Genomic DNA, 23,496 nt, shown 5'->3' with positions numbered 1-23,496 from the left:
TACGCTTTTGACCAAAGGATTGATGCCGAATGCTTGAGGTCTGGGGCCGCAAGACATCGTCAAATGTCCAAGCACTGATGTGGTGCATCGGGGAGCTGCGGCTGCCCTACCGGCGACATGATGTGGGGCACCGCTACGGCGGAAACGACACACCCGGATTTCTGGCGCTCAATCCCAATGGCACCGTGCCTATTCTCAAGGACGGCGATGGCGAACCGCTCTGGGAAACCGGCGCGATCCTCCGCTACCTGGCAACTCGCTATGGGACTGGTCCCTTCTGGCCGGCAGACCTCGACGATCGCACGAGGATCGATAAGTGGGCGGAGTGGTCGAAGATCAACATCGCGTTGAACTTCACCGCGCCGGTGTTCTGGCGGGTCGTGCGAACCGCGCCAGCGGACCGCGACGAGGAGGCTATCCGCGCCGCACTGCGCGCTCTCGAAGTCAAGCTGGATATCGCCGAGGCGCAGCTCGAACATCATGCGTTCCTTGCCTGCTCCGAGTTCACTCTCGCGGACGTCCAGTTCGGTCATGTTCTCTTTCGATATTTTGATATCGACATCCCCCGCGGTGAGCATCCAGCCGTGAAGCAATACTATGATGCACTAACGAAGCGTCCGGCATTCATCGAACATGTAATGGTCTCATATGAAGAGCTGAGGGTGGCGTAAGCCAGCCCGCCGGACGAACACCTCTCATCCGTCGTTGAAGTCTTCTCGTTTGCCAATCAAGGCGTTCCGAGGCGCTTCTGTAGGAATGCCCGAGCGTCCGAACAATCCTACGGAGCATGCGGACGGCGCCCGGATCGGTGCCCTTCGCCGATTGTTAGCGCGCATCGAGATCTGGCGCGACCGCGCACACCGCCGGCGCCAGTTGGCAGAGATGAGATCCAGCGAATGGAAGGACCTTGGCCTCAGCCGATGGGATGTAAGGTGCGAGGTCAACAAGCCATTCTGGCGACCGTGACACCTTTGCGCTCTTCTGACGGCGGCCCGCACCGGCTTGTCTTCTGATAGTCGTCTCAACCCCGCAAAAGGAACGAAGCATGCGAACCTTTCCGTTCGTGACGGTCGACGTCTTTACAAAGCAGCGCTTCGGCGGAAACTCCCTCGCGGTGTTCCCGAACGCTGTCGGCCTCACTGACGAGGAGATGCAAGCACTGGCCGCCGAATTCAACTTAAGCGAGACGGTCTTCATCCTGCCCCCAGCCGAATCCCAGCACACAGCGCGCGTGCGGATTTTCAGCCGCACGACCGAGATGCCGTTTGCCGGCCATCCCAACGTCGGCGCGGCCTATGTGCTTGCACGTGAAGGGCGTGATCGTCACGGACTGCTTGTCTTCGAAGAGATTGCGGGTCTCGTCCGCGTGGAAGTCGCACGCGACGCGCTGGGCGAGGTCACCGGTGCCACAATCGCCGCCCCCGGCGTCCTTGAGCGCGGCATGCAGATCCCTGTCGACGTAATCGCACGCTGCGCGGACTTGTCCCCCGAAGACATCCTGACAGCGACCCACCAGCCTGTCGTCGCGTCGCTCGGAATCTCCTTCGTCCTTGCCGAGGTGGCTCCGCATGCTCTCGCCGGCGCGATGCCGAACCTGCAAGCGTTTCGCGAAGCAGCGGCAGCCAGGCCCGAAATGAAAGGCCGCTTCTCTCTGCATTTGTACGCGAAGATGGACACTGGAATACGCGCACGCATGTTTGGTCCCCTGAGCGGCACCGTCGAGGACGCTGCGACAGGATCGGCCAACGCAACTCTGGGCGCGCTGCTGCTGGTTCTTTCGGGCGGAAATCAAGCGACCTACCACATCGTGCAAGGCGTCGAGATGAGGCGCCCGAGCGAACTTCGGGTCGTCGCGGAAGCAACCGCCGCGGGCATCACTGCCAAGGTTGGCGGAGACTGTGTCGAAGTTCTTCGCGGCGCAGCGCGTCTATGATCGCCTGCAACGCGATCGATGTCAGGCAGTTGAGTTTTGCTCATCGCGCCACGAGCGTAACGCGTTTGCCTCCGCGCTGCGACGAGCGCTGACTTCCAACAGCACGGACAGGCCTCCCAGCGAGCTTTATCGCGAATTCGCCGGGGGTCGAGTCCTGAAGGAGGTCAGGCCCAATGAGCATATCGACAGCAAGAACCCCATCGACCGGCTTTTCCATCCCCGTGATCATTCTGGTCGTTGCAGCGTCGACAATCCTGTCGATCAGCATGGGAATTCGTCAGAGCCTCGGCCTCTTTCTTCCGCCGATCAATGCCGAACTGGGCGTGTCCGCGTCAGCCTTCGGCTTCGCTCTCGCTCTGCAAAGCCTCATATGGGGCATTAGCCAACCAATCATCGGTGCCCTCGGCGACCGGTTCGGCGCACGGCCGGTCGTAATTGGCTGCGCCATCATCTACGCGCTTGGCCTTCTGCTGATGGCGTGGGGTCAGCCGGTCCTCGGCCTCAATGCTGGAGCCGGACTGATGGTTGGCATCGGCATCGCCGGCACTGGCTTCGGCGTCCTCTTCGGAGCGGTGGCGCGGGTGGTTCCCGCCGAGCGGCGTGTACAGACGCTGGGCATCGTTTCAGCCGCTGGTTCGCTCGCCACGCTGCTGATCGCCCCGCTTGGGCAATACCTCATCGCAAACAGCGGCTGGCGCACCGGTGCGATCGCTTTCGTGCTCGTGGCACTCGTCATGGCGATTCTCGGTGTGCTGATGGGGCCAAAGCCTGCAGACGTCAAAACGGAGGCGGACCAGCCGGGATCGAACATCCGCGAATCCTTGATCGCGGCAGCAAGACATCCCGGCTTCATTGCGATGACAATCGCCTTCTTCGCCTGCGGCTTCCAGCTCATGTATATCACCGTGCACCTGCCGGCCTTTCTCGCCTTTTGCGGTGTGCCGCCGACAGTCAGCGCAACGGCACTCGGCGTGATCGGCCTTGGAAATGCCGTGGGGTCGTTGCTGGCAGGCTATCTCGGTTCGAGATTCAGCCAGAAGCGGCTGCTCGCGCTCGCCTATCTCATGCGGACCATCACGATAATCTGCTTCGTCGCGCTGCCGGTGACGCCGACCTCAACGATCGTGTTCGCAGCCACGATGGGTGTCCTGTGGCTTGGCGTCGTGCCCCTAGTGAGCGGTCTGATCGTGCGGCTGTTTGGTTTGCAGCACTTCAACACGCTCTTCGGCTTCGCCTTCTTCAGCCATCAGGTGGGCGCTTTCATCGGCTCATGGCTCGGCGGATTGAGCTTCGATCTGACCGGATCCTACACGGTGGCCTGGGGGGCGATGGTCGTCATCGGGCTGTCCGCTTTCCTTCTCCAGTGGTTCATGGATGACAAGCCTCGCCCCTGGAGTGGAAACGCAGCGGTGCCTTTGCCGTCCGCCGCGTAGCAGGCTGGGCTGCGGTGCTGTGCTGTTGGCGGGCACCGCAGCCTTCTGAATCTCCGGAGTCTGACCTTGCTAGTCCGGCCGGCCAACCGGCACAAGTCCGTGATCCTGCGCTCGAAAGGAAGCGCGGGACCAGTTTCGTCGTGGCGAGGTGCGAGACCGCAGAGAACAAGATGAGCGTTCCGCAAGTGCGAATGAGGAGTTCCCGTTTGATACGTTCCTGTCCCGCTGTCATCACCGCCACATGCCAGATGACCGCTGCGGACAGCCGGATCGATACCGAACACCGATCACGCTTGAGCAGTATCGGCAAATGTCGATCGATGAACGCGACAGGTTCTATGCACGGCTTCGCCACCAGAGGAGCGTCGAGATGGCCGAGGCGTTCTCCTGCCTTGCCCGCCGGACAGGGCGCGGTCTGCGACGCCTCGGGAGCCGGCTCGGCAATGCCTGGCGCGGCCGTGACCTGGGAGGTCCCCACGCCTGATACGGTCCGCCCGTTGCGGCCGCGGCGGCGAGGAGCCGTGCACAGGATTTCACCCGGAGATGACGATTTGTCGGCTGACTGCCGGATCGTCGGGGCGCAACGTCGCGGCCACGTACGACGGACCGTTGATCAAAGCGGCCTCGGAAGCATAGCGGCGGACCTGTGGAGGCGACGGCAAGGAATCGTCAACCCCCGCCAGATCGTCGAGCGCGGTCCTCTGGCGCCGACCGCATGGACGCTCCAGCGAAAGTTCGCCGCACTCGGGATCGCGAGGCGCGAAGGTGGAAATCGAGCTAAGGCAGTTACGGTACGTTGTAGCCGCCGCGGACGAGAAAAGCTTTCGCCGCGCGGCCGAGGGCATGCGCCTTCGTCAATCCACCCTGAGCAGGAGAATCCGAGACCTCGAGCTTCAGCTCGGCGTCGGCCTCTTCGAGCGGTCGCGCGCAGGCGTCCGGCCGACCCTCGCTGGAACCGAGTTAGTCCGCATCGCTCGACATGTCATGGACGAGGTTGACCGGATGGCTGCCGCCGCGACTGCTGCTGGACGGGGCGAGGCGGGGCGACTGGTCGTGGGATTCTATACGTCGCTATCCACTGGCAACCTGCGCCTGGCCCTTCAGGACTTCAAACAAAGCAAGAAGGAGGTCGAGATCGTTACGGTCGAGGGCACGCGCAACAGGCTCTTCAGCGGCCTGAGCAACGGTGCAATCGACATTGTGATCGTCACCGGCGACTCCGGGAATAGCCGCTTCGACTCACTGCCGCTTTGGAGCGAGCGCGTAATTGTCGCGCTACCCGAGTCGCATCCTCTCGCCGAAAACGAGATCGTCTATTGGACCGACCTCCGAGGAGAGACGTTCCTCCTCAGCCAGCGCGATCCGGGCCCGGAGATTCAGGATATCCTCGTGGCGAAGCTGGCTGCACCAGGAGATCGGCCACGCGTCGTCAGGCACGATGCCAGCGGCGAGAATATCAAAAGCCTCGTCGGCGCCGGTTTTGGCGTAAGCCTGATGTGCGAAGCGTCAATCGGCGGCAAATTCAACGGCGTCGTCTACAGAGAGGCGCGCGACGGCAATGGGCCGACCAGCATCAGCTATGCCGCTCATTGGGACCGCGACAACGGAAACCCCGCACTCGGCGGCTTTGTTCGTTTGCTAAGAGAGCGCTTCGCGCCGCTCGGCGCCTAGTCACGGCGAGGCTACGTAGCACAAGGTAGAGCCATTCGATCCGAAGAAGGACGGTCGCGAGGCCAAGCAGGGCGAGGGTCGCGAACATGGCACCACCAAGCCCCATGCCCATAGCCGCGCATAGCCCATCCCTGCGGGATGCGGTCGCGGCAATCCGCGAGACCAAAACGAAGCTCGGTCCCGGACTGACCGCCCCAACAAGTAGCGCTCCGAGAATACCGAAAAGAGCAAGGGACGCAGACATGGCAAGATCCCTTCTTGAGCGGAGTGCCCAGGTGATAGGTGGCGCAGGAGCCGACCGCGCAAACGAGTTGTCATTGCGTATGCATGAGTATCCCTCAGCAGGCAGACTGAGCGGCACAATCCTCCGCCCACGTGAGGCGAGTGGAGGCAAGCCAAGACTACATTCGCGCTGAAATTCTGAACGACGCTTTTGCACATCTACGGAACTGAGGGGAAAGCCTTCCCCTGCGGCCGAGCCGCGGTCTCGGCCGATCCCTCCTGCGGGCGGAGCTTGCTTTCTGAACGTCTGACTTCAACGACGCTATCTGAGCAGCTTCTCCATGTGATAGCGCCGCAGGCCGCCTCCCACGGCCTTTAGGGACATTGCGTCGGCCGTCTCCGTGCTGGTCAGCGAAAAGCCCACGTTTTGATACAGAGCGAATGCGGCCTTCTGGATTTCCGAGGTGCTAAGGATCAGGCGGTGATATTGGGCCGCTCGGCCGATCTGTTCCGCGTGGGCGAGCAATCGCCGCGCGATGCCCTGACGGCGAAACGCCGGGTCAACATACATACGACGAATTTCGAGAGAGCTGTCGTCGTATGCCTCCAGGCCGTACATGCCAACGCCGCGGGAGCCATCGCCCAACTCCGCGATCCAAAATGAACCCGCGCGTGCGGCATAGTAGTCTGGGATACGATCGATCTCATCCCTAAGCGCTTGCCTGACGTAGACGTCGAACTGCGTCCGCATGTGGGATGGTGCAAGCTGACGGTTGATCGCGACAAACAGGGTGCGAACGAATTCGAGGTCTTTCGGCTGATATAGGCGAATGTGAATTGGAACCCGCACAGCCAAGCGCGCGGGGGAATGTTCGTCGCCATCCCTGAGAGACTCGGTGCCCGGCATGGCGCGGCGTCAGGTCCCCGGGTGATGTCGCAGCGGTACTTGCGATCTAGTCGGTTGCGGCCCGGATTTTGGGAGCAGTAGGGAGACAATGTTTCTTCGAGTGGAAGGACCAGCGAACCGCTTCGGCAAGGCTCGCCATTCGTCGCTGAGGAGCGAGAAGAGGAAGACGTCACGGTAGCTGGGCTCCACAAAGTAGCGGCCCCGCAGAAGTCCCTCTCTTCGGAAGGACAGGCGTTCGAGGAGTGCCGCTGCGCGAAGGTTGTCCGGTTCGCAGGTTGCCTCCAGCCGATGAAGCGCCAGCTCGTCAAAGCAATAGTGAAGCATGACGCCGAGAGCCTCCGACATCAGGCCTTGACGCCAATGGCGCCGTGCAAGGATGTAGCGGACCTCTGCTCGCCGGTGGCAGGCTTCTCGTCGTACGTACTGGACCAAGCCGACCGGATGTATCTCGCCGCGGAAGATTAGGCACCAGGTGCCTTGCTGGGCCGGTCCCAGTGCAAGATAGGATCGCAGCATCTGTTGGCTCTGCTGCACGTCGCGGCGAACTGGCACATCCCAATAATGCATCGCGATGGGGTCGCCGAAGATCGGAAACAGCATTTCCGCATCTGCCGGTCTCACCGGTCTGAGCAGGAGCCGATCCGTCTGAAAAACCGGTAAAGCCTCATCCGAAATGGTCATCGACGCCTCGAACGCCGCGTTAGCGAGCTGCTGGGCTTGAGTTGTTGGAAGAATGTTGTCCTGCAGCTAGCAGCGCAAACGAGTTTCTGTCACCCGCAGGCGACGTCTCTTTGAGGGATCAACAACATCCTGAGCCGCCTCGCGCTCAGGTCATCTTGCGATGCCAAGGCGCTGGGGTGTGATTTTCGGCCGTGGCACCGCCGCGGTGGTAGGCGCCAGCGGCCGAACGCCGTTACGAAGCTCCTGAAGAATCCAGGCGCGAAATAGCCTTGTCTCAGGTCGGTCAAAGGCCAACTGCGTACCAACGAGCCAGTAGCTGGTATCCGCCGGGATCGCGGGACCGGCGATCTCCAAAAGGCTGCCCTGCACGAGGTATTCGTCGATCAGCGGCTTGCGGCCCATGGCGATACCAAGTCCGCGCATGGCGCCTTCCGCCGCGAGCTGAATGGTGTCGACGCGAATGGCGCGCTCGTTCGACGGAGGTGCAATGCCTCTTGCCTCGAACCATGAGCGCCAATCTTCCCGGACAGTGGTCACATGGATCAGAGGCGCGTGTCCGAGGAGCTCGACTTCATCGTCGACGGAAATGCTTTGCCGCAGACTGGGCGAGCAGACAGGAACAACCATCTCGGGCACGAGCTGGGTCCAGGACTCTCCCGACTTCGGCGCCGTTCCCCGCCTGATCGCGAGGTCGATACCGGCGGTCGGAAAGTCGACATAGTGCCGGGACGTATCAATCGTGACGCGGATATCGGGATAGAGTTCGGTGAAGCGAGAAAGGCGCGGAAGCAGCCACCTGTTTGCGAATGTCGGCGCGCTGCTGACGGAGAGTGCGCCTGTCGCGCGGCGGCCTGGCAAGCGTTCGGTTGCCGTGGCAAGGATTGACAGAGCTGCTTGAACTTCAGGCGCGTATGCTTCCCCTGCCGGCGTGAGCGTGAGACCGCGCGGGCCGCGATGGAACAGCTCGGTTCCCAGCCAATTCTCCAATGTCTGTATGCCGTGGCTTATGGCACTGGGCGTGATGTGGATCTCATCCGCCGCAAGCTTGAAGCTCCCGAGCCGGGCCGCTGCCTCAAAGAGACGCAGCGTGTTTACCGGAGGAAGCCTGAAGCCCATGGAATGCCCGTGCGAAAATCAAACGCTCATGACCAATTCTTATATTGTTTCAACGCCGCGAATGTGTCAATTCGCATATTGTATCAAGTGACAATCCACGATGACCGCGCGGCGGCTGCGACGGCATCGATCCCTGAAGCGCCATAAAGCGAGCGGCTGGACGCTGCTGACCGACTGAACTCGGCCTACCAGCCGCCGCGTTGGAGCCATTCGTCGAGCATAGTAAGTCGGTCGTGCCCCCAGAACGGCTCGCCATCCACGACAAAGAAGGGCGAGCCGAATATTCCTCTGCGTAGCGCTTCGTCGGTCCTCGCGCGCACCTCTTCCTTCACGGCCGGAAGCGCGATCGCTTCGATCACCGCAGTCGCGGCAATGCCGAGGTCGGACGCAATCGCGGCCACGCGGTCAGGCTGTGCTGTATCGTGGCCGGCGGAGAAGTAGGATTGAAAAACGCGCTTTGCGAACGGCACCGCAAGCTCGGGACGCTTGCTCTCGATCCAGTAGAACGCTCGGCTTGCAGGTAGCTGCGTTGCAGGATGGCTCTCGGGTGGATTGAACACCACGCCGGCGCGCCGAGCGAGGCGGAGCCAATCGTGCTTGGCGTAGTCCCCGCGCAATGGCGTCTGCGTCAGCGACATCATCCCCGTCGCTTTGAAGAGCACGCCGAGCATGAAGGGACGCCATTGCACAGATCGGCGATGACGCGCGGCAATCTCCTCGATCGAAAGCGACGCGAAAAACGCATAGGGGGAACTGAAATCGAACCAGAATTCAATTGTCGGAGATTGCTGGGTCATGGAAAGCTCAGCTTGCTGAGAGGGTCGTCCGGCAAAGCCCGCGCGGATTGAAGCACGGCCGCCGGACGTATTGTCGAGCGGCTACCGCTGTCCGAAGGACTGCGCCGCGCGGTCAGTCGGGCGTCAACATAGTGGGCCGCAGCAGTGGTGGAGCACAGGTCGAACCACTCGCACCCGCTGCAGGCGCTGCGCGTAACGCCAGCGACGAAGGCGTCTCGCATCGTCGTGATCAACTCGCCATCCATGCGGAAAGCCGTTCCGGGACGAATGGAGTATCCAAGGATCGCGCTCAACTCCGCAGCGGCAACGTCGTCGCGGCGCATGACGCTCTCGCGGTGACAGTGAACGTCGGACTCTGCGAGCAGCGGCGCACAAACGTCATCGGCCTCCGAGACCACGACGATTTCTTCTCCTAGCTGGATACGGTCGGCCACTGAGTCGAGGTTGGTTGTGAAGGCAGAGCTGTAGCCCTTACCCGAGTACGTCAGGAGGCAGAGCAGGTGGTGCGCTCTTAGGCGCACCGTCATCGCCGAACCTCGCGCGAACTGAGGATGCGTGTCAGGGCCGCGAGAGAGGCGGCCGCGAAAGCGGATTTCAAGAGGCCGCCCAGGAGGAATGGCATGACGCCGTGCGCAATCGCTTGCTGAGGTCCGATCAGCACTGCGAGCCACGCCGCTCCGATGGCGAGGCATGCTGCGTTTCCGAGCAGCATGGACAGCAAAGCGAGACCTGGACGACCTCCGTTCCAGCCATGCTCGGCGAGCCAGCCCGTAAGGCCGCCGGCAACGACAAAGGCGACTAGATACCCTCCGGTAGGACCGGAAAAGTGATGGAGGCCACCAGCTCCGCCGGCGAGAACGGGAAGGCCGGCAGCGCCCTCGAGAAGCCACGCTGAGATTGTGATGATCCCGAGACGCCAGCCGTACAGAGCGCCGACGAGCGTGACCGCGAAGGTCTGCATCGTCATTGGCACTGGAACCATCGGGACTTCAATGTAGGAGGATAAGGCAAGCAGCACTGTCCCGATCAGGACGGCGAGGGCCTGCAACGCGACCGAGTGGCGGCTAAGATCGAGCGGGCTGAATGGTGTGATGGTTGTGGCGTTAGGCATGGCGATTCCAGTGGACTTCATCTTGTCTTGCGGTACGGCAGTCGATTGACGCCAATGCCTGCAACAGCGTCAAAGGCCGCTTCTGACGGTATCCAATGGGGGCTCGGCAGCCAAACAAGCTTGGTTCATCGCTGGCTGAACAATCTTCACCAGCATCGGAGTTGAAAGTCGGCATAGGCTGTGCCGACGGTCTCTAGCTCAGTGCGGAGGCCTCTGGCATTGCGGTGCTAAGGATCGCGCTACCAATTTTGTCGCGCTGGGAGGAAGCATGGAGGGTGTGCGCGTGGCTGTCGAGGCTGATCTACCGGAGATTCGCTCGCTCGTTGCCGACGCTTACGCGCTCTATACGCCCAGAATCGGCCGTGTAGCCGGCCCTGTGCTTTCGGACTACGCGGCGTTGGTCCAGCAGCATGCTGTTCATGTGCTTGAGGACGCGCATAAGATCGCCGGTGTGTTGGTGGTAATCGAAGGCGAGCACGGCTTTCTGCTGGACAACGTTGCAGTCCGTCTCGACGCGCAGGGCAAGGGCTTCGGACGCCGGCTTCTGGAGTATGCGGAGACGCTCGGCCAGCGGAAGGGATACGAAGTTCTGAGACTCTACACCAATGAAGTGATGGTCGAGAATCTCGCGCTGTACGGCCGTCTTGGCTACGTCGAGACTCACCGCATCGAGGAAGATGGCTACCGCCGCATCTACATGAAGAAGAGATTGGTTTAGCCTGCAACGATCGACCGCACGCGGCCCGAAACGCGTATTCCCTCGCCGGGTTGATCGGAGATTTCCGCGAACAGCCGGCACGGTACGCCCATGTCGTCGCCTTGGGCGATTTCGATTGATCCGCCGTGGGGCCAGCGCACATCACGGAGATATCCTGCCAGCGCGGCGGCGGCCGCGCCCGTCGCCGGGTCCTCGTAGATCCCACCGGCAGCAAATGGGTTGCGTGAGTGGAAGCGACGATCGCCATCGGCGACGACGAGGCTGATTGTGGCGAAGCCGTTTTCCAGCATGAGGGATCGGCCTTGCGCAAAGTCATAGCGCATGCCGGCGAGAGACCGCCTTTCGGATAGTGCGATAACAAGATGACGGGCGCCAGCCTCGGCAATCGCAGGGGGGAGACGGCGATCGAGATCGGCTTGGCGATAGCCGAACAGCTCGAGCGTCTCTTTGATCAAGTGCGGAGCGGCCGACATGCTCCGCGTCGGCGGCGACAGGAGGGTAGCGGAAAGTTCATCATCTGTGCGGTGCCCTTCCACAGTTATGTTAGCTTCGTTGAGATGGAGATGAAACGTCCGATTCCCATGGCGCGTCGCGAGGGCGGCGCCGAGAGCGATAGTCGCGTGGCCACAGAAGGGCACCTCGATCTCGGGAGCAAAGTAGCGCACGCGCCACGAATCATCGACCTTGGCGGCAAACGCCGTCTCGGAGTACCCGACATCCTTGGCGATTGCCTGCATCTCGTCGGGTGGCGGCAACGCTTCACTGATTACGACGCCAGCGGGATTTCCGCCGTGCTCACCGTGGGAGAAGGCTGCCAGGCGCTCCACTATGGGATCGTTCGACGCCTGCGATATCATGCACCTAACTCCTTTCGGCACGAGATGCTGTCGGCGAGGGCGATGACGATGGTCGCGTGAAGGGCTCTGACATCCGGCATATCCGCGATGGACGGGCTGACCCGCCTCTGATCGCGCCGGACCGTCCCGGCGGGATCACGAGACATGCTGTGGGGCATCTATGCTACCTCGCTGCCCTGCGGAGCCTTCATGACCTGGAGGCGGCGCGGATGCATCGGCCGAGGCATCCGCTGCGAACTCTTGCATTTCGCGCGTGATCCAGTTCCGAAAGGTCACAATCTCGGGTCGAGCCATCGTTTCGCGTGGGCCCACCAACCAGTATCCCGTCTCGGCCTTGACGCTAGGCCCACAGAACCGCACGAGGCGGCCGCTTGCCAGCTCCGGCCGGACGAGCGGAAGGCGACCGATTGCGATTCCAAGGCCTTGAGCCGCCGCATCGATAGACATTTGAATCGTGTCGACCATTAGACCGCGCTCGCAATCGATTGGCTCACGGCGTGCAGCCGCCGCCCATGCGTTCCAGTCTTGGGAGACGGTCGTGATATGAATGAGGGGCGTATCGCATAGTCGTGCCGTCGGGCCTAGTTTGGAAAGAAGCTCTGGCGAGCAGACGGGCACCAGTTCTTCTGCCAACAGATGGAAGGCGACCAGGTCTGGCCACGTTCCTTTGCCCATGCGGATGGCGATATCCGCGCCGTCTCGGGGAAACTCGACGCGAGTGTGAGTCGTGTCGATATGGACGGTGATATCCGGATGGAGCTGCCGGAAGGCCGGAAGCCTCGGCAGTAGAAGGCGAGCACCAAAGGTCGGCGCAACGCTGATTGCGAGACTGCCGCGCGGCGGTCGTCCGGGCACGCGATCAGTTGCGTTGGAGAGGACGGTAAGTGCCTCCCGCACGGCAGGGAGGTAGTCTTCACCTGAGTCGGTAAGCGCGAGCCCGCGGCTCGAGCGGGCGAACAGGGTTACCCCTAGCCAGTCTTCGAGCGATTGGATGCCGTGGCTTACGGCGCTCGGTGTCACCTCGAGTTCCTCGGCAGCCAGCTTAAAGCTCAACAATCTGCCGGCCGCCTCGAAGAAGCGGAGCGTATTCAGCGGTGGTAGTCTGAACGCCATATGCCGGATGCACCTCATCGTGCCAATACCAGCGTGCAGTATGCGGTGGTTGCTCCGCTGGTGCGCATGAAATCAATTCACCGCTGGACAAGGGCTCTTCAACGCACTGGTAGGTCCGGTCGGCCAACGGGGGTCGTCGTGTCTCAGTCTGCCGGCTGAGCGATGCTCATCCATGGGCAATGACAACTCGTTTGCGCGGTCGGTCCCCGCGCTTGAGTGTCGGCCATCCTACGCACTCACGTGCTTGAGAGATCGATGAAAGCCGCGAGGAAAGAGATGACGATGGAAACCTTGCTTCAAGAGGCGACGGATGGCGTTGCTGTTCTGACGCTTAATCGCCCGGACAAGCTCAACGCGCTCGATTATCCGCTCATCGACAGCCTGACGGCGGCGCTCGATGTGATCGAAGCTGACGCAACAATCGGCGCAGTCATTCTGACTGGAGCAGGGCGCGCCTTCTGCGCAGGAGCAGACATCCGCGCGTTCTCCGCGAGCGTCGAGGCAGGGGCCGAGGTCGCACTTCGTGACTTCGTCAGGCGCGGCCAAGCTCTGACGTCAAGGCTCGAACGCTTCCCGAAGCCGATCATCGCGGCGGTGAACGGTATCGCGTACGGCGGAGGATGCGAAATGGTGGAGGCTGTCGCTCTCGCTATTGCCAGCGAGGATGCGCGGTTTGCAAAGCCGGAGATCACGCTAGGTTTCCCGCCACCGTTTGGCGGGACGCAGCGGCTCCCGCGTCTTGTTGGTCGAAAGCGCGCGCTCAAGATGATTTTGACCGGCGACGTCATCTCCGCACAGGAGGCCGCAGCGATGGGTCTCGTGAACGCCGTGGTACCGCGCGGGAAGCTGATCGAGGAGGCACGCGAGCTAGCCGGCCGGATCATAACCCACTCGCCGCGCGCGATCAGTGCATGTCTGGCGAGCGTGACGCGCGGGATGAATCTCTCAATTGACGAAGGCCTTGCGGTCGAGGCTCTGCACTTCGGGCGTATGGCTCAGACGCCAGACATCATGGAGGGTATTAGCGCGTTCCTTGAGAAGCGGTCGCCGGCGTTTAAAGACTAGAGGTGGAGGAATTGCGCTTGTTAGAATATTTTATTGTGTTTTCCAGACTCCAATGCAGAAGATCTTGACCCCACATGGGGCTGGCCTGGTTTGGTCGTTCACGTTTGTGATTCTTGAGGCGGCCCAAGCGGTCTTCTTCGGGTCACTCTTTCAGCGAGTAGATTCCTTCCTCGTAGGGTTGATCGTATTTGGTACGACTAGCGCGATTGCCCTTGGCTGGGTTGCGCTACAGGTGCCAAGCCAGCTCAGCCGAGCGATATCACAACCCGCGTCGCTGCTTGGCATGAATGTCACCGCCGCTGGCGGATGGATCGCATACCTCCTCGCAGTACAGCTTATCGAGCCTACGATCGCGTTTGCGATCTTCTCCGGAATGGTGCCGCTCACGACAATCGCTGCGGCTCGACTTCGCGTTCTCGAAGCGAGCGGTTCCAGGAACAAGCTCGAAGCGAGTGGAAACCTTATCGTGGGGGTCTCGCTGCTGCTAATGGGCGGTGCAACCGCTCTGGGTTTGTCGGGGTTCGTCCGAGGGGGTGGTGCCGTTGCGGTAGCCGGGGTCGGGCTAGCCGCTCTCTCCGGCGCGTTGATTACCTGGATGCTGTTCTACTGTCGGCGGCTCGATTCCAACGGAGTCGGACCGATGGCGCAGTTCGGCCTTCGGTTCTTACTGTATCTCCCCCTTTCCGCCGGAGGCCTTCTTCTTGGCCTCGACGAAAAGGAGGAAAGCGCGGCAACTGACCTGGTCGCAGTCCTGGCAGTCGGCGTGGTTCTGATGGCATTCCCGATCTATGCGGTGCAACGAGCCGTATCGTTGGTGACGCCGTTGACGATCGCCACGATTACCGCCCTTGGTCCTCTCTTTGTGTTTGTCTTTCAGACGATTGAAGGACGGATAGGCTACTCCTACGCGACGCTTGTTGGTCTGGCTATATACTTCGCTGGTTCCATACTCGCGACTATCGGCGGGGGGCTTGCTACGCGGATATCCGAAAGGCAGGCGGCGTGAGGTTCGCTCAGCGCGGCAAGAATTGTACTCGCTTGTGATACCCCTCGGGCGTGCGCTTCTCTCGATGAAGGCGAGGGGTAGGTGAACTGAGCGAGCGGCGTGCGAGAGCGCAATTCCAGACGGTACACAGAGGCCGATCGAGAGGTAGACGCCGCAATAGCCGCCGGCGTCAGTCTGCGTATGCGCGCCCAATTGCTCATTCGAGCTTGGTGGAATCGACGACAGGTCCGCCGCCTTCTCGAATTAGGCGATGACCAGCTGGATGACCTCGGCATCTGTCGAATGGATGTGCTGCTCGCGCTGAGACGCCGTATTTCGGAGGATCCATCTGCGATGCTCGTCGCGTGGCGCGACGAGCGCTGGGCTTCGGCTCAACGCCGGCAGGCCGATACAATTGAATGTCATAGTGACAATCAATCTATCGACTCACGTGACGCTAATATGACAATATAGCTGACGGAAATGCGGGATTGGGGAACATGGTAGGCTACCGCGCGATCGACTGGCACTCCGCCTTTGCACGACGCACCGAACGGATGAAGGCTTCCGAGATACGAGAGCTTCTCAAGCTCCTCGCGCGACCGGAAATCATCTCCTTTGCCGGCGGCATTCCTGATCCAGCTCTGTTCCCAACCAAAGCCGTGCGAAGCGCTTATGACGCCGTTCTTTCAGATCCACACCTTGCTGGGCAGGCGCTGCAATACTCGGTTAGCGAAGGTTACGAGCCCCTCCGTTCCTGGATATCGAGCTACATGGCGAGACGAGGCGTGCGCTGCGGTGTCGAGAACATCGTCATAACCGCCGGATCGCAACAAGGTCTCGACCTGCTCGGCAAGCTCCTTCTTTCGCCTGGCGACACGGCCCTCGTCACCGCGCCGACCTATCTGGGAGCGCTGCAGGCGTTCAATGCCTATGAGCCTCGCTATGCTTCCTTTTCAACATCGGGCACTCCGTCGCCAGCAAATGATGAGGGCGAGCGGGTTGCACTCGCCTACGTCGTGCCCGATTCTGCGAATCCGACTGGCGAGACGATGGAGGAGGATGCTCGGCGGAACCTGCTCGATCTGTCGGCCGCTCACGACGCGCCGCTGATCGAGGATGCCGCGTACGAAGCGCTGCGTTTCGAAGGCGAGCCGCAGAGGTCCTGTCAGTCCCTCGACATCGAAAGCTGCGGAGATATCGACCGCAGTCGTGTGGTCTATTGCGGGACATTCTCGAAGACACTGTCGCCAGGCCTGCGCGTGGGCTGGATCTGCGCAGCGCGGGACCTCGTTCAGAAGGTCGTTCTGGCCAAGCAGGCCGCGGACTTGCACTGTGCGACGCTGAATCAGATCGTCATCCATCGCGTCGCTCTGGAGCAATATGACGCGCAAGTTGAGCGTATCGTCGGAGTGTATTCTAAGCGCCGCGATGCGACGCTGAATGCCCTTAGCAGGCACATGCCCGACGGAGTTGCTTGGACGAGGCCAACGGGCGGAATGTTTGTATGGGTCACGCTCCCTCCTTATCTCGACGGGGCCGAGCTCCTCAGCCTCTCGCTCCGTGAGGAAGGCGTGGCCTTCGTGCCGGGCGCCGCATTCTTTGCTGACGGAGGCACCGGAAACGCGCTGCGCTTGAACTACTCGTTGCAGTCCGAGCAAGCCATCGACGAAGGAATACGCCGGCTTAGTGGCCTGGTCGCGCGTGAGTTGCGCGGGACTGGCAGGTGTGCGGCCGTGGCTTAGGGGTAGGAGCGATGGCCCGTCCCTTCAGCGCCAGCGCGCCGCATATTGATGAGGTTGCGTCGTGACGGGTGACCGACGGCGCTCGGCCTGGGAGTGGGGGGGGCAGACATGTCGGCCATACGGATGTTCCAAGTCGACGCATTTGCCGATCAGGTTTTTGCCGGCAATCCGGCGGCGGTTCTTGTCCTGGACGACTGGCTGCCGGACCGGCTGATGCAGTCAATAGCGGAAGAGAACAACCTAGCCGAAACCGCCTTTCTTCGCCCCGCGCAAGGTGGCTGGGATATACGGTGGTTCACGCCCGTGCACGAGGCTGAGTTCTGCGGGCATGCCACCGTGGCGGCGGCACATATCCTATGCACGGAGCGCGGCATTGCTGGTGATATTGCGTTCTTTACCCGCGTTGGCGAGCTGCGGGTGCGCGCATCTGGCAAGGACTACCAGCTCCATATGCCGCGGTTCGAGCCCGAGATTATGGAAGAGCCGCCTCGGGAAGTGGCGCATCTTTTCGGTGACGAACGGATTGGGCAGTTCAAGAATTTCGAGAATGTCTTCATCGAACTGGCAAGAGAGGAGGCGGTCCGATCCTTCGTCCCGGACGTGGCCGCGATCACACGGCTTTTTCCAATGGGGCTGGCCATCACGGCCGCCGGCGCGGAGGCAGATTTCGTCTCACGCTACTTCGCTCCCGGTGCCGGCATTCCAGAGGATCCGGTGACCGGGTCCACGCATGCGACGCTCGTTCCCTATTGGGCTGGCAAGCTCGGCAAGAGCCGTTTGTCAGCCGTGCAGTGCTCAGCGCGCGGTGGGAGACTGGTTTGCGAGCTGGAAGACGGCTGGGTCAGCGTGTCGGGTCACGCCGTAACCTTCATGCGTGCGGAGATATTCCTGCCGGCCATGTAGCGTGAAGTCGATGGTGCCGCTTTCCAGTCAGCTCAAACGTTCACCGATGTCGATCCGATTGCCATCCCGATCAGCGAAAACAAAGGCTCGTTGTCCGTAGTCTTTGTCCGCAAGTCCCTTGATAATGCGCACGCCAGCGGCTTGGCAGAGAGAATACAGGGTTGCCACATCGTCAACGAAGACGTGGGCGACGTTGGCAGTGGTCGCCTGGTGGTCGCGCTTTAGGATCAAGTGGATTTCGGCGTCTGCAGCAGTTGTCAATTGTCGCTTGTCCCGTCGAGATCGGTGCCAAGAGCGGGGGCGACCGGTATGTCGGACGCATGATCCGTGAGCGCCTGGGAGAGGCCGGTGGTCACGTGAACCATGAGATCAGGGGTGTCACGCTCTACACCGTAGACCCATTGAGGGAAGTGCAGTGGTGCTTGGACTTTCCATATGTCGTCGTGCCTGTCTGGTGGCAGAATGGCTGCCGGATCGCCAACTGCGACCCAAGCGATCGGGATTGTCGCGCCCGCGGGAACTCGTGTTCGCAGGTGGACAACCGCGTGGATACGGACTTCTGCACCGCGCTCAACGATCGCGCCGTGAAAGATCGCCGCTCCCGTGGCGATGAACACCTGATCCTCGATCGTTGCGCCGACAACATGCGCCATTGGCCCAATCAGGGTGTGCTCGCCTATTGAGCACGGATGTTTTGCCGTCGCTCGGACGACAGCGTTCTCCATCACGATGCAGTTGGCACCAATCGTGATGCGCCCGCCGCTCTCCGCAATGACGCGGGCTCCATGCATCACCCGCACTCCTTCGCCGATACTAACATCTCCGCAAATCGAAGCGTCGGGTGCGACCCAGGCTGATGATGCGATCGTCGGATACTTGCCTCGGTGACCGTATAGCATCGGCAGCACTCAACAATTTTCCTTCATCCTATTCGGGGCGATAGATACCGAAAGTGAAACCGTGTTGCGTGCGGGTGAAGAACTCTCATTTGCGAGAGGGGACAGCGAGCCGGATGATGTCGTGAAAGCGGCACGATCGGCAATAGATGGACCATCCCGAATTTCTGACAGCCCTGATCGCATTCGTGGTGATTGCCACGATCACGCCTGGAGGGGCCACGACGCTCGCTGTCGCATCAGGCGCACAGCATGGCTTCAGACGGAGCATTCCGCTGATCGCAGGCATGGCGGGCGGGTTATGTTCACTTGGCGCTGGTTCCGCTCTCGGCCTCGGGACGGCGATTCATACGTTCCCTCAGATCCAGGTGATCATGCAGGGCCTCGGATCAGCATACCTGCTGTGGCTTGCTTGGAAAATTGCTAGGAGCGGTGCTCCCAACGCGACGGCTTCCGAACGCCGCAGTATCGGGCTCGGCGGAGGTCTTCTCCTGCTCTGGCTCAATCCCAAGGCATGGACGGTGACGCTCGCCGCCGCCGCTGCGTTCGCCAACCTAACGGCTTCGGCGACAAGCCTTGCAATCATCATGGGTTTGGCGTTTGGCGTGGCCGGCTCAGTGTCGCTATCGATCTGGTGCATGGGAGGGCTATTGCTCTCCCAGCTCCTCAGGACGGAGCGACAGTGGAACGCGGTGAATGGTCTCCTGGCGATCGCCCTTGTGCTCTGCATCGTTCCTCTGTGGCTCTGATCCTCGCCGGGACTGAAATGCGAGCAACGGCGTTTGAGCGCAATTCATTTGCGGCGACGGCCGCGGCAGTGGAGGCTTCGACAGTGTCTCGGCCTCACCGGCCATTGTCACGTTACCGGCTGGGGCAGCTAGCTGTTCAGCTCAGCAGGGATGGTGTCTTCGATGGGTGGAACAGCGCAAGCTATGGCGGCGGAATCGCCAAAGATCACGTGCGATGATGACGGTGCGGTTTGGATCATCACGATCAATCGCCCGTCGGTACGAAACGCCGTGGATACCGAGGCGGCGGTTTTGCTGGCTCACGCCTTCAAGGATTTTGAGAGGAACGCAGCGGCGAGGGTAGCTGTGCTGACTGGAGCGGGCGATTTCTTCTGCGCTGGCGCCGACCTGAAGGAGATCTCGTCAGATGGAGGACAGGAGCGATGGTCGCGCAGCGAATTGCCTCCGATGGGACCCTCGCGTCTTAGCTTGCAAAAACCGGTAATCGCCGCGATCGAAGGTCATGCGGTCGCAGGAGGTCTGGAGCTTGCGATCTGGTGTGATCTCCGTGTGGCGAGCGAAACGGCGGTTTTTGGCGTTTTCAGCAGGCGCTGGAATCTGCCGTTACTCGATGGCGGCACCGTCCGGCTGCCGCGGCTGATCGGACAAGGCCGGGCGCTTGACATGATCATCACCGGACGTCCGGTCGAAGCCCGCGAGGCGTTCGCGATCGGACTGGTCAATCGGTTGGTCCCGCCGGGTACAGCCCGCGCAGCAGCGATAGAGTTGGCTCGCACCGTGGCAAGTTTTCCGGCCGATGCACTTGAGCTCGATCGAGCAGGTGTTCTTCGGCAATGGAGTCTATCGGAGGACTGTGCCCTTGATTGCGAATTCTCGGAAGGAATCTCCGCAGGTTCGCCAGCACGCTTGTCACGCTGGTGATATTCGCTCCCATCGACCGCCGCCACCCGATCGTTGCGAGCACACGTCACATGGCAGGCTGGCACGCTGGTTCATGCTGCCGGCCCGGGCTCTTTCCGCGATATGTGAAGTGTATTCGGGTCTCTGAGGAGCCGTTTAGCTCTTGAGAACTCCCGGTCGGTGGCCATGAACCGCTCGACCATTTGTGGAACGAGCTTCATCGGATCAGGGACTGGGATGCCCGTCTGCTGCGCAAGGACCTCGGCATAAGCGAGGAGATCACGATAGACCGGTGGAGTGAACTCAACCGTCCCTCTTTTGGGCTTGTCGTCTTCGAGTGCGCCGAGCTTCAGTTTTGCCATCGTCATCCCCTGTAGGGTTCGAGGACAAGATCTCGTGTGACGATGACACGCACCGGGAATCCGGGCCGGATCGTCAGCGTTGGCGGCACGTTAAGCTGACGCCGGATGATTTGTTGCCCGGCATCGTTGATCGTGTCCTGGCCGCCGTTGCGTATCGCTCGCAGCAAGCGATCTTCGTCGTCAATCGCAAGCTCAGCACCGACGCTCAGCAGCGTGGAAAGGCCCGCCGCCTTGGCGAGTTCCCACCAGTGGTAGTCGACGCCATCCTCAAGGCCGGCGTAGCCCTGCGTATCGGCCCCCGGTTGGCGCTCCAAAACGATGGAGCGTCCGTTCGGGAAGATCAGGCGATTCCACACCAGCAATACTCGCCGCTGGCCGAACTGCAGGGCGTTGTCATATTGCCCGATGATGCGCGTGCCCTGCGGCACGAGAAGTATCCGCCCGGTGGGGCTGTCATAGATATGTTCGGTAACTTGAGCTGTGATCTGTCCCGGCAAGTCCGAGCGGATTCCCGTGATCAGCGCCGCCGGAATCACAGCCCCGGCCTGCAATACGTATGGCGATGCAGGCGCTAGCACGCGGTCAGGCGCAACGGTGCGACGATCGACGGCGGCATTGAGGAAAGCAACCTGGCGATCCTGCGCAGTTGGAGCGTTGAGTTGCCCTGGAAGGCCGAGGCCGGTCAGGTTCGTGGTGGTCGCGGCAATACCTGGCCCCGCGGGAGCCGGAAGTGTGCGTGCCTCAGTCTGAAAGAACACGCGACTGGTGCGTGCAGCTTCCTCTTCGGCGAGGCGACGCTGCTCTGCCGGGTCGACCATCGGCCGAATGGGCGACGGAACGACCGGTTGGCCGCGGTTCTGCGCGTCGAGCATTGGTCGACCGAGATCGCCAGGGAGCGGTGGCCCGAGACGCGGGCCGGTGTAGTCGCGTGGCAGGTCAGTGAGACCGTCAGCCGTGGGACGGTTCCTCGTTGAGTAGAGTTCTTCGCTGGCAGGGCCACCGTGTCGGGTCTGTAGGGCGTAGATCAACGCGCCGCCAAGACCCACGCACGCGATCAGGCCGATCGCCATCAATGCCTTGCGCGACAAGCGGGTCACGCGAGGCGGCTCACCACGCAGTCGCATCGGAGCCGTGATGTCGCTCGCTGGTCCTTCGGGTTCGATATTCTGGCCCTGGTTGTCTGCATCGCTCATGAGGATGGCCTCCCGTCGCTGCGGACGATTCTCACAGTTTGCTGGCGGTTGCCGCTGCCGAGCCGAAGTTCCGCGGCGCCGAAGAGCCGATCGACGATCAGGATGTTCTGGTGAATGCGACTATTGACAATCTGGAGTTCACCGTCCGAGCCGATGACGAATATCGGCGGCATCTCGCCTTGGACGATACCGCGCGGAAACTCGACATAGACGCGACGGCCATCATCGTAGACGGCGATCGGCCGCCATGGCGGACTGTCTCCAGTCAGCGCGTAGCGGTAATTGCGCGCGGCCTGTGCCGGGATGACGGGCGCTGCCGGCACGCCCGGGCGCTGCGAGGCTGGGGACTGCGGATAGGCCCATGCCACGGCCGGCATGTAGGGACGTTCGCCGGAGCGCAGCTCGATCATGTAGATGCGGCGGTCAGTGGTAATGACAAGGTTCGTGGAGATGTCCGCGCGCGTCGGCTTTACGAGCACGTGGACGCGCCGGGTAGTGCCTGATCCGCTCTCGGTGTCGCCGATGATCCATCTCGCGGTATCGCCCGCGGCGATTGGCCCGGCCCCGGTCAGGCTTTCGCCGGGCTCGAGCGCGATGTTGGTGATCTGTCCCGGCGCGGCATAAACTTGATAGAGCGCACCCTCACTCCAGGGGTAAATCTGGATCGCATTGAAGTAGCCTTCGCGACGGGGCTCGACACGGGCAGCGGCGTTGGCGTTTTCGACCCGGCCGGTTGGTGAATTCGATGCGGCGCCTCCGCGGCTCGGATTCCAGGCCGGCGGTATGTGCAGCGGTCGCGGTCGCTCATCCGTCAACACGACAGGCACGGCGGGGAGCGGCGGTACATCGGAGTCGTAGCTGATCTGCGGGGGCCTGTTTGTCGCGCACCCGCCCAATGCCATTGCAGCGAGCACGAGGCACACAGAAACGGGTTTACTGAAAGCCGGTCTGGCCGGGACGCCCATCGAACTCATTGTCCCATCTCCCGCGACCAGTTGATCGCATTGACGTAGATGCCGAGCGGATTCGCCCGGAGCCTCTCGGCGTCGCGCGGAGGCTGCACAACGACAGTGAGGATGGCCGTCCAACGCTCGGTCGCCGCGAGCTGACCGTTCTCGTAGCGGCGTTCGGTCCAAGCCACCCGGAAGCTGTCCGGCGATGCCCGGATCACGCTGGACACCTCGACTGCAACCTGCTGTCTGCCGACACGGGTGAACGGATCGTTCGCCCTTGCGTAATCGTTCAACGCTGCCGCGCCACGATCGGTGGTGAATTCATAAGCCCGCAGCCAGTTCTGCCGCACTACGATGGGGTCGGCAGGCAGGCCACGGACCTGCTCGATGAAGCGCGCAAGGTGGTAGGCGATCTGCGGATCGGTGGGGCGGTAGTCCGCGACGGCGGGCGCAACGGCCTGAGCCTGGCCGAGATTGTCGACCTGAACCACCCAAGGCACCACAGTGCCACGAGCAGATTGCCAGACGAGCGCTGCCGCAAACCCAGCGGACAGGAATAGGCAGCCGAACGCCATGAGGCGCCAGTTCTTTGCCTGCACGCGAGCCGAGCCAATCCGCTCGTCCCAGACCTGAGCGGCGCGCTGGTATGGTGTCTCGGGTTCGGGGGTCTTTCCGTAGTGTGTCGATGGCCGTTTGAACATCATTGGTCTCGCTGGGAGAGGTTGACGGAGGCGCCGCCGCCATGGCTGTCGCCGCTGCGGATCGCGTGAGCAGCGGCCATCACGCCGTGCGACATGTGCTGAGAGCGTTTCATGCGGCGGGCCCAAGCCGGAGGACCTTCAGTCGTGGGCGCAGACGGTGCCTCGGCAGCGCTGCCGCCGACGCTCCCCATGGTCGATGCGCCGCCCGTCGCTTCGAAAGCGGACTGAGCGCCTCGCGCGTAGCTGGCGCGCATACTGTCGGCAGCGCGGGTCGCAGCGCGACGGAGCGGCGAGGCCGCCGCGCTGCCGGTCGCGCGGGCGACGCCACCAAAACCCGAAGCCACGCCGGCAGCGCCGGATTGCCCGGCAGCACCAAGGCTGTAGGCAGTTGCCGCGCCTCCCGCCACGGCTGCTCCGCCGCGGGCGGCGGCGGCCGTGCCAGATAGGGCCGCAGCGCCGCCACGTACCGCAAGCCCGCCGGCCGC

General features: G+C 62.0%; 26 protein-coding genes and 2 pseudogenes. 12 read left to right on the top strand and 16 right to left on the bottom strand.

What is annotated here, in order from left to right:
* Positions 1-29 precede the first annotated feature (29 nt).
* From EJC49_RS14635 to EJC49_RS14620, 4 genes are all read left to right on the top strand, one after another.
* Positions 30-671, top strand: coding sequence for a glutathione S-transferase family protein (locus EJC49_RS14635; protein WP_126700679.1), 642 nt, complete (start codon positions 30-32; stop codon positions 669-671).
* A 374-nt stretch (positions 672-1,045) separates the two neighbouring features.
* Complete coding sequence (locus EJC49_RS14630; RefSeq protein WP_126700678.1) at positions 1,046-1,933, top strand: PhzF family phenazine biosynthesis protein; 888 nt, start codon at positions 1,046-1,048, stop codon at positions 1,931-1,933.
* Between the two features lie 173 nt (positions 1,934-2,106).
* Complete coding sequence (locus tag EJC49_RS14625; RefSeq protein WP_126700677.1) at positions 2,107-3,366, top strand: MFS transporter; 1,260 nt, start codon at positions 2,107-2,109, stop codon at positions 3,364-3,366.
* A gap of 765 nt (positions 3,367-4,131) precedes the next feature.
* The gene (locus EJC49_RS14620) at positions 4,132-5,037 is read left to right on the top strand and encodes a LysR family transcriptional regulator (protein ID WP_126700676.1); all 906 of its coding nucleotides are present in this window, start codon (positions 4,132-4,134) and stop codon (positions 5,035-5,037) included.
* Between the two features lie 13 nt (positions 5,038-5,050).
* Here EJC49_RS14620 and EJC49_RS14615 read toward each other — a convergent pair.
* The 7 genes and pseudogenes from EJC49_RS14615 to EJC49_RS14585 form a co-directional block, all read right to left on the bottom strand.
* A pseudogene (locus tag EJC49_RS14615) lies at positions 5,051-5,281 on the bottom strand (LysE family transporter); the annotation flags it as partial.
* Positions 5,282-5,581: 300 nt separating this feature from the next.
* A complete protein-coding gene (locus EJC49_RS14610) occupies positions 5,582-6,166 on the bottom strand; it encodes a GNAT family N-acetyltransferase (RefSeq protein ID WP_126700674.1) in 585 nt (194 codons plus the stop codon).
* Between the two features lie 9 nt (positions 6,167-6,175).
* Positions 6,176-6,847, bottom strand: coding sequence for a GNAT family N-acetyltransferase (locus EJC49_RS14605; RefSeq protein ID WP_126700673.1), 672 nt, complete (start codon positions 6,845-6,847; stop codon positions 6,176-6,178).
* A 150-nt stretch (positions 6,848-6,997) separates the two neighbouring features.
* The gene (locus tag EJC49_RS14600; RefSeq protein ID WP_126700672.1) at positions 6,998-7,963 is read right to left on the bottom strand and encodes a LysR substrate-binding domain-containing protein; all 966 of its coding nucleotides are present in this window, start codon (positions 7,961-7,963) and stop codon (positions 6,998-7,000) included.
* Between the two features lie 185 nt (positions 7,964-8,148).
* Complete coding sequence (locus tag EJC49_RS14595; protein WP_126700671.1) at positions 8,149-8,760, bottom strand: 2-hydroxychromene-2-carboxylate isomerase; 612 nt, start codon at positions 8,758-8,760, stop codon at positions 8,149-8,151.
* Positions 8,757-9,287 carry a DUF1284 domain-containing protein gene (locus EJC49_RS14590; protein ID WP_126700670.1) on the bottom strand — a complete coding sequence of 177 codons (531 nt, stop codon included), beginning with the start codon at positions 9,285-9,287 and terminating at the stop codon, positions 8,757-8,759. Before EJC49_RS14590 ends, EJC49_RS14595 begins: the two co-directional genes overlap by 4 nt.
* On the bottom strand, positions 9,284-9,871 hold the full coding sequence (locus EJC49_RS14585; protein ID WP_126700669.1) for a biotin transporter BioY: 588 nt from the start codon (positions 9,869-9,871) through the stop codon (positions 9,284-9,286). The genes EJC49_RS14590 and EJC49_RS14585 overlap by 4 nt, the downstream gene beginning before the upstream one ends.
* Positions 9,872-10,139: 268 nt before the next feature.
* Between EJC49_RS14585 and EJC49_RS14580 the strand changes: the two genes are divergently transcribed.
* On the top strand, positions 10,140-10,589 hold the full coding sequence (locus EJC49_RS14580) for a GNAT family N-acetyltransferase (RefSeq protein WP_126700668.1): 450 nt from the start codon (positions 10,140-10,142) through the stop codon (positions 10,587-10,589).
* On the opposite strand, the gene EJC49_RS14575 is transcribed toward EJC49_RS14580, so the two are convergent.
* Both EJC49_RS14575 and gcvA read right to left on the bottom strand, forming a co-directional pair.
* Positions 10,586-11,446, bottom strand: a complete 861-nt coding sequence (locus EJC49_RS14575; RefSeq protein WP_126700667.1) for a PhzF family phenazine biosynthesis protein — start codon at positions 11,444-11,446, stop codon at positions 10,586-10,588. The genes EJC49_RS14580 and EJC49_RS14575 overlap by 4 nt on opposite strands.
* A 135-nt stretch (positions 11,447-11,581) precedes the next feature.
* On the bottom strand, positions 11,582-12,559 hold the full coding sequence (gene gcvA / locus EJC49_RS14570) for a transcriptional regulator GcvA (RefSeq protein ID WP_126700666.1): 978 nt from the start codon (positions 12,557-12,559) through the stop codon (positions 11,582-11,584).
* 276 nt (positions 12,560-12,835) lie between these two features.
* Between gcvA and EJC49_RS14565 the strand changes: the two genes are divergently transcribed.
* The 5 genes from EJC49_RS14565 (at position 12,836) to EJC49_RS14545 (ending at position 17,257) form a co-directional block, all read left to right on the top strand.
* Positions 12,836-13,624, top strand: a complete 789-nt coding sequence (locus EJC49_RS14565) for a crotonase/enoyl-CoA hydratase family protein (protein ID WP_126700714.1) — start codon at positions 12,836-12,838, stop codon at positions 13,622-13,624.
* 52 nt (positions 13,625-13,676) lie between these two features.
* On the top strand, positions 13,677-14,630 hold the full coding sequence (locus EJC49_RS14560) for a hypothetical protein (RefSeq protein ID WP_126700665.1): 954 nt from the start codon (positions 13,677-13,679) through the stop codon (positions 14,628-14,630).
* A gap of 180 nt (positions 14,631-14,810) precedes the next feature.
* On the top strand, positions 14,811-15,083 hold the full coding sequence (locus EJC49_RS26270) for a YjiS-like domain-containing protein (protein WP_126700664.1): 273 nt from the start codon (positions 14,811-14,813) through the stop codon (positions 15,081-15,083).
* A 26-nt stretch (positions 15,084-15,109) separates the two neighbouring features.
* Positions 15,110-16,354, top strand: coding sequence for an aminotransferase-like domain-containing protein (locus EJC49_RS14550; RefSeq protein WP_170314719.1), 1,245 nt, complete (start codon positions 15,110-15,112; stop codon positions 16,352-16,354).
* A 123-nt stretch (positions 16,355-16,477) separates the two neighbouring features.
* The gene (locus EJC49_RS14545; protein ID WP_126700712.1) at positions 16,478-17,257 is read left to right on the top strand and encodes a PhzF family phenazine biosynthesis protein; all 780 of its coding nucleotides are present in this window, start codon (positions 16,478-16,480) and stop codon (positions 17,255-17,257) included.
* Between the two features lie 27 nt (positions 17,258-17,284).
* On the opposite strand, the gene EJC49_RS14540 is transcribed toward EJC49_RS14545, so the two are convergent.
* Both EJC49_RS14540 and EJC49_RS14535 read right to left on the bottom strand, forming a co-directional pair.
* Positions 17,285-17,518 (bottom strand): VOC family protein, encoded by a 234-nt coding sequence (locus EJC49_RS14540; RefSeq protein WP_126700663.1) that lies wholly within the window; start codon positions 17,516-17,518, stop codon positions 17,285-17,287.
* The gene (locus tag EJC49_RS14535) at positions 17,515-18,156 is read right to left on the bottom strand and encodes a gamma carbonic anhydrase family protein (protein WP_126700711.1); all 642 of its coding nucleotides are present in this window, start codon (positions 18,154-18,156) and stop codon (positions 17,515-17,517) included. The genes EJC49_RS14540 and EJC49_RS14535 overlap by 4 nt, the downstream gene beginning before the upstream one ends.
* 146 nt (positions 18,157-18,302) lie before the next feature.
* Here EJC49_RS14535 and EJC49_RS14530 point away from each other — a divergent pair, with 146 nt between their 5' ends.
* On the top strand, positions 18,303-18,902 hold the full coding sequence (locus tag EJC49_RS14530; protein ID WP_126700662.1) for a LysE family translocator: 600 nt from the start codon (positions 18,303-18,305) through the stop codon (positions 18,900-18,902).
* Positions 18,903-19,064: 162 nt separating this feature from the next.
* Positions 19,065-19,823: a crotonase/enoyl-CoA hydratase family protein gene (locus EJC49_RS14525; protein ID WP_126700661.1), complete on the top strand. Its 759-nt coding sequence runs from the start codon at positions 19,065-19,067 to the stop codon at positions 19,821-19,823.
* A 71-nt stretch (positions 19,824-19,894) separates the two neighbouring features.
* Here EJC49_RS14525 and EJC49_RS14520 read toward each other — a convergent pair whose 3' ends face one another.
* From EJC49_RS14520 to EJC49_RS25960, 5 genes and pseudogenes are all read right to left on the bottom strand, one after another.
* Positions 19,895-20,164, bottom strand: coding sequence for a DUF2274 domain-containing protein (locus EJC49_RS14520; protein WP_126700660.1), 270 nt, complete (start codon positions 20,162-20,164; stop codon positions 19,895-19,897).
* 2 nt (positions 20,165-20,166) lie between these two features.
* Positions 20,167-21,357 (bottom strand): TraB/TrbI/VirB10 family type IV secretion system protein, encoded by a 1,191-nt coding sequence (locus EJC49_RS14515; RefSeq protein WP_126700659.1) that lies wholly within the window; start codon positions 21,355-21,357, stop codon positions 20,167-20,169.
* Positions 21,354-22,322: a P-type conjugative transfer protein TrbG gene (gene trbG / locus EJC49_RS14510; protein ID WP_425358821.1), complete on the bottom strand. Its 969-nt coding sequence runs from the start codon at positions 22,320-22,322 to the stop codon at positions 21,354-21,356. Before trbG ends, EJC49_RS14515 begins: the two co-directional genes overlap by 4 nt.
* Positions 22,323-22,327: 5 nt before the next feature.
* Positions 22,328-23,011 carry a conjugal transfer protein TrbF gene (gene trbF, locus EJC49_RS14505; RefSeq protein WP_126700710.1) on the bottom strand — a complete coding sequence of 228 codons (684 nt, stop codon included), beginning with the start codon at positions 23,009-23,011 and terminating at the stop codon, positions 22,328-22,330.
* A pseudogene (locus EJC49_RS25960) lies at positions 23,011-23,496 on the bottom strand (P-type conjugative transfer protein TrbL); the annotation flags it as partial. The gene trbF and the pseudogene EJC49_RS25960, both read right to left, overlap by 1 nt.

Source organism: Aquibium carbonis, assembly GCF_003970795.1.
Lineage (GTDB): Bacteria > Pseudomonadota > Alphaproteobacteria > Rhizobiales > Rhizobiaceae > Aquibium > Aquibium carbonis.
This window is presented reverse-complemented; position numbering and strand designations above follow the sequence as displayed.